The 11453-nt window shown below is 31.1% G+C and carries 9 protein-coding genes; 2 read left to right on the forward strand and 7 right to left on the reverse strand.

Annotated elements, in window-relative coordinates; all coding sequences use genetic code 11:
- Positions 1–12: 12 nt before the first annotated feature.
- From KLA_RS00520 to radC, 5 genes are read right to left on the reverse strand one after another with little or no spacing between them, the layout of a single operon-like run.
- Entirely contained in the window at positions 13–1431 is a 1419-nt protein-coding gene (locus KLA_RS00520) for a DUF5723 family protein (protein ID WP_034642806.1), read from the reverse strand.
- Positions 1428–1970 (reverse strand): hypothetical protein, encoded by a 543-nt coding sequence (locus KLA_RS00525; protein WP_148228899.1) that lies wholly within the window; start codon positions 1968–1970, stop codon positions 1428–1430. The genes KLA_RS00520 and KLA_RS00525 overlap by 4 nt, the downstream gene beginning before the upstream one ends.
- Positions 1971–2007: 37 nt before the next feature.
- Entirely contained in the window at positions 2008–2697 is a 690-nt protein-coding gene (locus tag KLA_RS00530) for a YjjG family noncanonical pyrimidine nucleotidase (protein WP_013621694.1), read from the reverse strand.
- A complete protein-coding gene (locus KLA_RS00535) occupies positions 2690–3985 on the reverse strand; it encodes a polysaccharide deacetylase family protein (protein ID WP_034642810.1) in 1296 nt (431 codons plus the stop codon). Before KLA_RS00535 ends, KLA_RS00530 begins: the two co-directional genes overlap by 8 nt.
- A gap of 38 nt (positions 3986–4023) precedes the next feature.
- On the reverse strand, positions 4024–4722 hold the full coding sequence (gene radC, locus KLA_RS00540) for a RadC family protein (protein ID WP_034642813.1): 699 nt from the start codon (positions 4720–4722) through the stop codon (positions 4024–4026).
- Positions 4723–4796: 74 nt separating this feature from the next.
- On the opposite strand from radC, the gene KLA_RS00545 reads away from it, so the two are divergent.
- Both KLA_RS00545 and KLA_RS00550 read left to right on the forward strand, forming a co-directional pair.
- Positions 4797–5090, forward strand: a complete 294-nt coding sequence (locus KLA_RS00545; protein ID WP_013621691.1) for a hypothetical protein — start codon at positions 4797–4799, stop codon at positions 5088–5090.
- Positions 5091–5096: 6 nt separating this feature from the next.
- Complete coding sequence (locus KLA_RS00550; protein WP_034642815.1) at positions 5097–7598, forward strand: Hsp70 family protein; 2502 nt, start codon at positions 5097–5099, stop codon at positions 7596–7598.
- An 84-nt stretch (positions 7599–7682) separates the two neighbouring features.
- Here the strand turns inward: KLA_RS00550 and KLA_RS00555 are convergent, their stop codons facing one another.
- Entirely contained in the window at positions 7683–9779 is a 2097-nt protein-coding gene (locus tag KLA_RS00555) for a hypothetical protein (RefSeq protein ID WP_034642818.1), read from the reverse strand.
- Positions 9780–9849: 70 nt separating this feature from the next.
- Positions 9850–11208 (reverse strand): UDP-N-acetylmuramate--L-alanine ligase, encoded by a 1359-nt coding sequence (locus KLA_RS00560; protein ID WP_034643314.1) that lies wholly within the window; start codon positions 11206–11208, stop codon positions 9850–9852.
- Positions 11209–11453 lie beyond the last annotated feature (245 nt).

The raw sequence follows: 11453 nt of genomic DNA on the forward strand, positions 1-11453 counted from the left end.
GACTAAGTAAATTTAACGCCAAGATATAACATTAATTCCTAATTGAAAAGATGCGTACTGTGAAGCTGCTAAATTTTTATATGCAATTAAATTATCTGCCATTGCATATAGGTTTACTGGGCCTAAGTTAAGATTTGCTCCAAAACCTATGTTTGTATATGAAAACTTGTCTACCGTGTAAGTTGTTTTTAAGCTAATTGCTTTTCCAAAATTTCTTTGGTAAAAACCAGTTAATGCCACTTGTGGCCCTCTTGGTCTGTTAATTACATATAATTGTCCGCCTACAGCATTAGGAAAACCTAAGCTACCTTTACTACCACCGGCTTTACAATCACAATCTTGCATACTTCTATCTTGTTCTCCAAAATTGTAACGTATAGAGCCATAAAGTTTAGTTGGCCTAAAACTTATATATGAATCTTGGTTTTCTTCGTACGGTATTAATCCATCTACCTCATCTACCAAATCTTGCCAAAAATCTCTTGATGGATCTGCTAAAGCATCTGGTAAAATTACCTCTACGCCTTCTACTGTAGCTTGTCCTTTTAAAGTATAATTTTTAACATCTGTAGAATTCATTATAAAACCTAAGTCTAAAATACTAGCAGTAACTGTTGTGTTTCTGTTTAATTGGTAGGTAAACCCTAAGTCTATACCAACACCTAAATCTCCACCCAACAAGCCTCTTTTTGTAATAACACTACCTAAATTACCATTGTCATTAGCTTCTTCTATGCTATTTAAACCAGATGTTTGCAGTTGCATATCTGCAACTAAAGTAGAGGCTAATAAGTTATTTTGACCTTCTGTGGTTACAAAATATCCTTTATTTTTAGTAGATTTAAATGAAAAAATGCTTGAGTATAATTTAGCTCTTGCACCTACTATAAGTCTGTTGTTTACACGCTTATTTACACCAAAATGAAAAACGTTTACCATTTCTCCTCTTGTTTTTAAGTGAGACAAATCAAACCTTTGATTTAACCTGTCTGCATTTCCCTCAAAACCTAAAATGGCATAATCTTTAAACCAATACCCAATAGCATCACCTTCATTATAAATACCAAAAGAGTAAAAATTATCTGGATTTTTTCTGCTTCTAAATCCAACGTTTAAAATTTCTAAGTGGTAAGTACCGCTTAAATCATCAGATGGTTTCATACCATACAATGCACGTTCTCTAATTTTATCGTTTATATCTAAACCATCATTAGCAAAAAAATCGTTTACAGAAGCACCACTAGATCCTGCCTGAAAAGAAATACCAGACAATAAGGGCACACCAACATACATATTTAAACCTGTTTCTATACCCGGATTTAAAAGCATAGCTTGTGGCACCTCTTTAAAGTCGTACATTATTTGCTTATTTTGCGAAAAACCAAATGTGGCACACACAAAAAACAAAAGTGTTGCATATCTATTTATCATCTTACACCAATTTTTAATTTAGCACTAGATCTAAAAATTAGTTTTGGGTCGGCATTGCTAGATACGCTTGTATTATCTCCTAAATTTTGAGCAGATAAACGCAAAGCAGAAGTATTTCTTATAATATCTAATGGTTTACCTGTACCACCATAAAGCACATCTAAATCTGTAGTTGTAGCAGATTCTGCTCCAATATTTAAAACTGTAGTATCTAATACATTACCACCATCATCAATAAGCTCTATAACCACACTAACAGGTTTACTTGTTGTATTTTCTAATTGATATGTAATAGTACACTCTATAACACGGTCTGATATATAATCCTCCTTAAAGGCATCAAAATTAAAATCGTTTGTATAGAATGATGAAGGGTTAGAATTTATTAAATCTTCTGTAGTTTCAAAGTAAAATATACTGGCTTCTACAGTAGGTTCTATAATAATATCATCAGTTTGGTTAAAGTCTTGTTCATCTATACAAGACACAAATGATAAACACAAAAATAGAACAGCAAATAAATAGTGGGGACTTTTCATTTTTAAGTATTTGTGTAACAATGGTAAAAACATAACTCTACAAATACATTTTTATTTCATCTAAAGAGTTAATTATGCTACAATGGTTATGTAATGGCTCTTGGTGAGCATTAAAATGAAGCGCATGTAATCCTACCGATTTTGCTCCTAAAATATCTGCCTCTAAACTATCACCTATCATTAAGGATTGTTCTGGTTTTGCATTAGCTTTTTGCAAAGCAAGCTCAAAAATATAAGGGTCTGGTTTTTTTACACCTGCCATTTCTGAATCAATTATCACATCAAAAAAGGTGTGTAACTTAGCGTTTTTTATTTTTTTGTTTTGCACTTCCTGAAAACCATTTGTAATAATGTGTAATTTATAGTTTGGTTTTAAGTGTTGCAAAATTTCTATAGCATAAGGAAATAAGTGGTTGTAAGATGATAAATGATTAATATACTCTGCTGCAAGTAAATTAATTTCTGCATCTGTTGCCTTGTAATTTATGGAGTTAAAGGTGGTTTGCAATCGTTGAAAACGCAAATCTGCTTTGGATATTTTTTCTTCTCTAAACAATTTCCAGTACTGATGATTAATTGGCACGTATGCAGTTAAAAAATCTTCAACTTTAACACCAATTTTATTATCTTCTAATATTTTGGTAAATGTAAGTGCAGAGTTTTTTTCAAAATCCCAAAGTGTGTGATCTAGATCAAAAAAAACATCGGTTACTAATTCTTTATACATTGTATTTTTTTAGTATTGTTTCGTAAATATTCATCCAATTAAAACGCTGTTTACCGCCTAGCAATTCGTTAGAAAATATGGTAACCAGCGTACCATTAACTTTATGCAATTGGTGGTACAAAGCATCTAACTTTTTAAAAATTGCTTTTTCGTTTTTTAACGTAATAAGTGAATAATTGTGCACAGCAAACGGATGAATTTTTATTGGCTGCTGAGACTCTAAATGGATATCATAGAAAGAAAAAGGGGAACAAGTACCTGCCCTAAACCCCATACAATGCGTATAACCCATTGTAAAATCTTCTCTAAAATCTGCATCTACCAAAGCCTTATATGTTGCGGGTATTTCTACCCTATTGTATCTAAAACGCACATATTTTATAGGTCTGTTAATTACAGCTGCTAATTTGCGTTTTTCTTCTTTTAAAATTTCTAAGTTAGAAAAAGAATTGTAAGATGCCGCTAAAGACACAACACTATAATCTGCCACAGATTTAATTAAGTATTTAAACTTATTGTTTGTGGTAGATACATTTTTATCAAAAGTAGAATAGTTTGCAAACTGAAAAAAGAACATACTTTTTACAGTATTTGCTTTGTGTAAATTTATAAGGTAATCAAAATTATTATAAGGATCTTTTTTGGGGTTAAACCATACCGATACTCTCTGAAAAACTCGCTTAAATTTTAAGGTAAATACATCTAAAAACAAACCTCCCAAGCTACGCATAATTCCTCTATGGGCATAACAATGAGATGTGGTTACGTCTATTATAGATGTATACTGGTAAGCTCTTTTTTTATAGACTAAATCTGAAAATTGTACTAGTAAAGCATCTAGCACTTTATACATCCAAATATCTACTACAGGTTGCTCTAAAAAATTGTATTTGTATGCTAAACTATCTTTTACAGGGTACCTACCGTGCTCATCTTTAACGTGTGGCAAATACTCTTCATACCTAGAAATTAAGTAAAAACTTGCTGCAAAAACATCAAACGGAATGTTACTACGTTCTCCAGTAGCAAAAAAACAAGGTGTGCCATCCCAATCTCCAATATTAATCTCTAAATCTGTTATTCCTTGTTGGTACAGCAAATCATTACTACGTATAAAAAATTCGTTTTGTAATGGTTGCTTACTGTACGTAATTTTAGCTCCAGAGTGCTTTATAAAATCTTCTACTTTAGTTGTTAATGTAACCTCTACTCCCAATATTTTACCAAAAAGGTGTTTCATTATATACGTGAAACGTGGTGTTATTTTATGTGTGTAGATTAGTAACATTTTGGATTTTAGCTATTTATATAGTGTATGTTTTTATTTTACAATAAATTATCATCTGCAAAGCTAAAGTATTCTCTTTGAGTAATAATAATATGGTCTAAAACTTTCATATCTAAAGCTGCTGCTGCATTTTTTAGTTTCTCTGTAATTTGCTTATCTGCAGTACTTGGTTTTAGGCCTCCAGACGGGTGGTTATGTGCCAAAATTAAGCCTATTGCACCTATTTCTAAGGCTTGTTTTAACACCAACCTTACATCTACTAAAGTACCAGTTATACCACCTTTACTTAGTTGTGCTTGGTGTATAACCTTATTGGAGTTATTAAGGTAAATAATCCAAAATTCTTCATGCGGTAATTCTCCTAGCACAGGTTGTAACAAGTTAAAAACATCTTTACTACTTCCTATTTTCTCCACCTTTTTTTCTCCTTCTTCTCTTCTACGTCTGCCTATTTCTAAAGCTGCGGTAATAGTAATTGCTTTTGCCTCTCCAATACCTTTAAACTGCATTAGCTGATTTATAGATAGCTTTCCTAAGTCGTTTAAATTATTATTTACAGAGCCTAATATTCTTTTAGATAGTTCTACAGCACTTTCATTTCTGCTTCCAGAGCCAATTAATATTGCTATAAGTTCCGCATCAGACAATACAGATTTTCCTTTTTGTGCTAATTTTTCTCTAGGTTTATCATCGTTAGACCAATTCTTAATAGAAAAGGATTGTGGTTGGTTTTGCATTTGTTAAAGATAATAATCTTTGGCAACATACGTATTTGTGTATTAAAACGTTACTTCTATAAATAAATATTACAATGAAAGAAATTCTGAATCAGCTTTACGAGATTGAACAAAAAAGTATAAAAAATAATATTACTTTGTTTAACAGAAACCTAAAACGTTTATTTCATGATATTGAAGAACAAGGTTTTTTTATAAAAAATCCGTTAGGCGAAAAGTTTTCAGAATCTAGAACCGATATTGACGCTACTTTAATGAATAGTTTGGGACCAGAATCTAAAATTACGAAGGTGTTAAAACCTATTATTTACAAAAAAGAGAATGACCAACTAATAATAATACAAAAAGGGGTAGCAATAGTAGAATAAGTAAGTATGAAAACAGTAAATTTTGGAATAGACTTAGGTACAACAAATAGTTTAATTGCTAAATATGAAAACGGATTATTAGAGGTTTTTAAAAACCCTATTGGTCAAAAACAAACCCTTGCATCTGCTGTTGCCTTTAGAGGTAGTAGAATTTTAGTTGGAGATAAAGCCAGAGATTTATTAGAGAAAGATCCCTTAAATGTTTTTACCTGTTTTAAAAGAAAAATGGGTACTACAGACCGTTACTTTGCTAAAAGTATTAACAAAGATGTATCTCCTATAGAGCTTAGCGCTTATGTATTAAAAGAACTTAAAAACTTTATACATACAGGAGAAGAGTTACATGAAGCGGTTATTACTATTCCATCTTCTTTTGACACCATACAATCTAACGCAACTAAAACCGCTGGCCAGCAAGCGGGTTTTAAAGAAGTGTATTTACTGCAAGAACCTATTGCTGCCAGTTTAGCCTTTGCCAATAAAAACAATTTAGAATTAAGCGATACAAAAAAATGGCTTATATATGATTTTGGCGGTGGTACTTTTGATGTTGCCTTGTTAGAGATTAACCAGAGAGAAATGAATGTTTTGGACAATGAAGGTGATAACTTTTTAGGAGGTATGGACATAGACAACCTAATAATTGAAAAACTTCTTGTTCCTAAATTAGAACCTATTTTAAATGAAACCAAACTTTTGGACAAGTTTAAAGAGCCTAACAATCCGCTACAAAAATTATATTTTGAACTCTTATTTAGAGCAGAAGAAGCAAAAAAAGAACTCTCTAGGTTTGAAACCACAGAAATAGATATAGATTACCCAGACAAAGATATTTACACCAGTGTAGAGGTTAGCAGAGCAGATTTTAATAATTTACTTGCTCCTTTGGTAGAACACACTATTAATTTTTCTAAAAAAATACTTAACAATAATAACCTGGCCAATACAGATGTAGAAAAAATTATTATGGTTGGCGGCAGTACGCTTATACCGTATGTTAGAGAACAAGTGCAAAATAACCTAAAAATTGCTATAGATACTAGTGTAGACCCTACTGCAGCTGTAGGCATTGGCGCTGCATATTATGCAGGCACAAAAATATCTACATTAAAACAAGAAAAAATTAGTCAACCAACCAGCACTACTACAGCGGCAACCAGTGAAAAGCAACCTCTTGTTAATTTAATTTTTGAAAAAAACACAAAAGATACAGAAGAGCTAATTGCATTTACACTACATAAGCCTACACAAGGTTTTTACCGTATTACAAGAAAAGATGGTGGTTATGATACCGGACTTGTTACACTAGAAAACAATGTAAATGTAAATGTATTTGTAGATTTATTAGAAGGACAAGTAAACACCTTTTATTTAAAAATTTACAATACGCAACAAGAAGTTCTTTTTTCTACAGATGACATACATATTAACCAAGGCAAATACAACATACAAGGACAATTACTACCTAATGATATTTGTCTAGAGATAGATGATATACAGTATAGTGTAACAAGGCTTGAAGCTATTTTTAATAAAAACACTGTTCTTCCTCTTAAAAAAACAATTTACAAATCTGCCTCCAAAACTATTTTAAAAGATAGTGATGAAAAATTACAAATTAATATTGTAGAAGGTGATGGTAATGGTTTACCTAGCTCTGGTTTATCTATTGGTTATATAGAAATTACTGGTAAACAATTAGAACAAGACTTAATTAAAGGAACAGATATAGAATTAAACATCTCTGTATCTGAATCTAGAGATATTGATGTAGATATATTTTTAACAAGTTGTGACCAAGAGTTTAGTAATTCCTTTAAACCAACAGAAAGGTACATTAGCAGCTCTAAAATGGAGAATGAAATTAGAGTAGTTACCCAAAAAATTGAACAAGAAAAAGCTAAGCCAGAATATGCAGAGAACTATGAGTTATTGCAAAAATTTAAAACTATAGAGCACGCTTTAATAGAGTTACAAATACAGTTAACATTATTAGCAGACACAGATGTTACTGATGCTAAATTTAAAATTGACAATGAAAAAAGAAGCTTAATACAACAGTTTGATTTATTAACTAGGCATAAAGAATTAGATAATGATATTGAAGAATACAAAACTTCTGTTTTAGCAGTAAAGCAATCTTTATCTGAAAATAATAGTGAATATTATACAGCCCAATTTAATAAAGTAATTGCCAACGAAAAATCATTTATAAACTCTGGAAATAAATACTTAATACGTTCTAAAATTGAAGAACTACGGGTTATTAGAAATGCTATTTTTACCGCGGACGAATCTAACTTTATAGGGCCTTTTTTCCATTATAAAACTTTAGATAATTACCCAGATCAGCAAAAAGCAAATATGTTAATTGCAGAAGGAGATAAAGCTTTAGAAAACAAACAATATAAGGTTTTAAAACAAGTAGTATATCAGCTTGCTAGTATGCTACCAGATGACACGCCAAAAACGTCATTTAACAACCAAGACAAAACTGGTTTAAGTTAAAACTAGGTGTACGGTATTTTATAAAAAAGAAGGGCTGAATTAAAATTAATTCAGCCCTTCTTTTTTTATGCTTAGTGGTTTTTATCAACTCTTATTTTCATCATACTCAATATCCACTAAGGTTACTCCAAAAGGAGTTATATTTATTTTGGGGTTTACACCCAAATATGTAATGGTAAAGCTTTTCTTAGATAAGTCTTTACCTATTTTAGACGAGTTCTTAAAAAATCCGTTGGGAGAATTTATGGTAGAATTCACATCAAAATCTTTATGCTGATAAAAATAAGATCCCATATAAATATATAGTGTATCATCTTCATCATGCAAGTTTAAAGTTACAGAAGTATTCTTTTTTATATAGGTAGACTGATCTCTACTTAACGCTGTGTTTACACCAAAAAGGATAACGTCTTCTGCACTAGTATTATTAACAACAACCTCATAGCCAGTAATAGAATTACTTCTAATACTCTTAAATATTTTAGGAAAAGGGTTTGCCCCTGTTTTTAAATTCTTTAAGCTCCATTTTACAGTACTAACATCTTCTCCTTTAAATAAGTTTACAAAAAATGGCGCCTTATTTTTTCTTGAAACAGTTTCACTAGGTTCTTCATAATACCTATGTGGTTCACTATCCATAATTATAGTTTCTTCTACTTCTTCAACCTCTGGAGGTAAAATTTTATGAGGTTCTAAATGGTAAAACACATCTGTAAAAACAATATCATCATCATAAACAACAATATTAGGATCTGTTCCTAAACTATCTATAATGTATTTATTTTTTAAAAAGCTCAGTTCTTTTTCATTTACACTTTTAAAGTACTTTTTACTAGCACTTAATTTTGTAGATGATCCATAGGTTTCTCGTTTTAAACTTTCGTTGCCCACAAAATCATCACCCATATAAAAAACCAATTCTTCTAAATAATTTTTATTCATTATTTTAAAAGAGTCATTAGGCCTGGTATAAGCTGCGTAATCTGGTTTTATAACGTTAAAATGCTCAAAAAGAATAAAAGGCCTAGTTCTTTTGTTTAGTACTTTTATAAAATCACCAGATCTTAGTCCTTCATTACTTTTAAAAGAAGCTGCGTATGGTGTAGTTCCGGATTTTATAATTATTTTGTTATTTATATCTAAACTATCATTTTCTGCTTTGTGTATTAAGTCTGAGTAAAATGCGGTTTTATCATCCTCGTAAGAAAACTCTAAAGTTGGAATTTTATAATTAGGAGAACTATATGTAGAGTAATTTGTTGATGATGATGAAGACGATGTAAAAATACGCCCCACTCTTACTAGAAATATCATAATCCCAATAACAATTCCAATTGCTTTTAAGCTAGAAAAAGATGACTCTTTACTTTTTTTGGTATCTCTTCTGGTAGATGTATGCTGCTGCTGTTGAGAAGCCCAGTGTTGGCTACCTACATGGTTGGCTACTTTTATATAAAAATCTTTTGTTTCTTGATTGGCTACCTCTATGAGCTTAAAATTACGAAACGCCCTTTGTACTCTGGGAAACTCTTGATATACATTTTTAGTAATATTGTAATAGTCTATCATAGCATTTACATAGTCTGCCTTAGACTTGGTAATTACACCTAAAGAAACCGTATTTAGTAAATGAATATATGTTTTATAAGTAACCTCCGGACACCTACTTATTAGATCTCCGTTAGAAGATATTTTTACTTTTTCGGTAATAATATCTGCTTGTGATTTTATATAACGGTAATATGTGCTTAATAAATAATCTGTAAAAAGCTCTTTATGCTGCATTGCTTTAATAATAGTATCGTACTTTTTTGCAGCAAAGTCCGTTTTTACCATTTTCATAAAATAAGCTTCAAAATATGGTTCTAAAAACTCTTTTATATTTGGTGTTTTGGCTATTAAGACAGCATCTATTACAAATGTTTTTTCTCCGCTATCATTACCAGTGGTAATAAATTCTTTTAAATACCTGTGTTTTTCTACAAAGTAAACAGACTTTTTTTGTTCTTCGTTAGAGAGTTGTTTTATTATGCTACTTACCTGCTCTGGATTGTAAGCATTAGCGCCAGAACGCAATCTTTGTATTTTTAATGTCTTCTCTAGTCTAATAATTCCTCGGCTATCCAAGTTCATTAATTGGTCTAGTGATATTCCTAAAAGGTCAACAGGAGAAATATACATAAGTAAGTTTAGATATTCTTTTAACGAAAATATCTAAACTTTATGATGTACTTGCCTAAAAAATAAAAAATTAGGCTTCTATAATTTCTTTAAACTCATTAAGATTTAAGCCTCCGTAGTTACCAGAACTCATAAACAAAACAACAGAGTTGTTGTAATCTTGTTTATGCACAAGGGTTTTAAATTCCTCTGCATTAGTTAAAATTTGCAAATCGTCCCTTTTAAAAGCGTCTTTAATTTGTTGTGGACTAACTGGGTCTAGTTTTTTAATAGCCACAGATTCTGGAATATAAAAAACCACTGCTTCATCTGCAGCATCTAATGCTCCTTTATATTCTTTTAAAAACTCTGGATTAAAACTACTATAAGTATGCAACTCTAAAAAAGCAATTAATTTTCTGTTTCCGTATTGTTCTTTTACTGCTTTTGTAGTAGCTGCCACTTTACTTGGCGAGTGTGCAAAATCTTTGTAAGCAACACAAGTTTTACTTTCCGCTATTTTTTCTAATCTTTTAGAGGCTCCTTTAAAAGTTGCTATTGCTTCGTAAAAATCGTCCTCATCTATACCTATGTTTTGGCAAATCCATTTAGCACCTGCCAAATTACTTAGGTTGTGTTTACCAAAAACTTCTATTGGCATTGGACCTTCTGGGGTTTCTAACAAAGTTTCTCCGTCTTCTATAGTATATTCTGGTGTAGAGTATGCTAGTTTGCGTATAGGGTTTTCAGAAGCTTCTACAACTTTAACTACTTCTGCATCTTCTTCATTGTAAGTAATGCTTCCGCCTTTAACAATACTATCTACAAAAATTTTAAATTGTTCTACATAATTTTCAAACGTAGGAAAAACGTTAATATGATCCCAAGCAATACCACTTAACAAGGCAATGTTAGGTTTGTATAAATGAAACTTAGGTCTTCTATCAATAGGAGAAGACAAGTACTCATCTCCCTCTAAAATTATAAAGTCGTTTTCTTCTGTTAAGTGCACCATTCTATCAAAACCATCTAACTGTGCGCCTACCATATAATCTACTTCTCTACCGTGGTAATTAAGCACGTGCAAAATCATAGAAGTTATAGTTGTTTTTCCGTGGCTACCACCAATAACAACTCTTGTTTTATTTTTACTTTGCTCGTATAAAAATTCAGGGTAAGAATAAATAGTAAGTCCTAATTCTTTTGCTTTTAAAAGCTCTGGATTATCTGCTTTAGCGTGCATACCTAAAATAACAGCATCTATATCTGCCGTAATTTTATCTGCAAACCAACCAAAAGATTCTGGTAGTAATCCTTTAGCCTCTAACCTACTTTTAGAAGGTTCAAAAATAACATCATCACTACCTGTAATTGTGTATCCTTTGTGTTCTAAGGCTAATGCCAAATTGTGCATTGCACTTCCGCCAATGGCTATAAAATGAATTTTCATACGTAAAATTATTGCCGTAAAGATAACAATACAAATAGGTATAAAAAAAATAAACACTGCAGACAATTACACGGTAAATTGGGATGTAAAAAACTTAGAATGGTACTACTTTTGATTTGTTTAGATGACTTTACTCACTTAAAGGGTAAGTTAACGCATTCTTAATTGCATAGTTGTACTATAAAGCTCATTTTTGTTAGTACTTTTAATGCAGATTTAGATTCATAAGTCTTAACAAGATAACA

It is taken from the genome of Cellulophaga geojensis KL-A (assembly GCF_000568425.1).
Lineage (GTDB): Bacteria > Bacteroidota > Bacteroidia > Flavobacteriales > Flavobacteriaceae > Cellulophaga > Cellulophaga lytica.

Bases quoted from the DNA above. Each gene is read 5' to 3' on its own strand.
- KLA_RS00550 (WP_034642815.1), top strand. From the start codon at position 5,097: ATGAAAACAGTAAATTTTGGAATAGACTTAGGTACAACAAATAGTTTA.
- KLA_RS00520 (WP_034642806.1), bottom strand. From the start codon at position 1,431: ATGATAAATAGATATGCAACACTTTTGTTTTTTGTGTGTGCCACATTT.
- KLA_RS00555 (WP_034642818.1), bottom strand. From the start codon at position 9,779: ATGTATATTTCTCCTGTTGACCTTTTAGGAATATCACTAGACCAATTA.
- KLA_RS00545 (WP_013621691.1), top strand. From the start codon at position 4,797: ATGAAAGAAATTCTGAATCAGCTTTACGAGATTGAACAAAAAAGTATA.
- KLA_RS00560 (WP_034643314.1), bottom strand. From the start codon at position 11,208: ATGAAAATTCATTTTATAGCCATTGGCGGAAGTGCAATGCACAATTTG.
- radC (WP_034642813.1), bottom strand. From the start codon at position 4,722: ATGCAAAACCAACCACAATCCTTTTCTATTAAGAATTGGTCTAACGAT.
- KLA_RS00530 (WP_013621694.1), bottom strand. From the start codon at position 2,697: ATGTATAAAGAATTAGTAACCGATGTTTTTTTTGATCTAGATCACACA.
- KLA_RS00535 (WP_034642810.1), bottom strand. From the start codon at position 3,985: ATGTTACTAATCTACACACATAAAATAACACCACGTTTCACGTATATA.
- KLA_RS00525 (WP_148228899.1), bottom strand. From the start codon at position 1,970: ATGAAAAGTCCCCACTATTTATTTGCTGTTCTATTTTTGTGTTTATCA.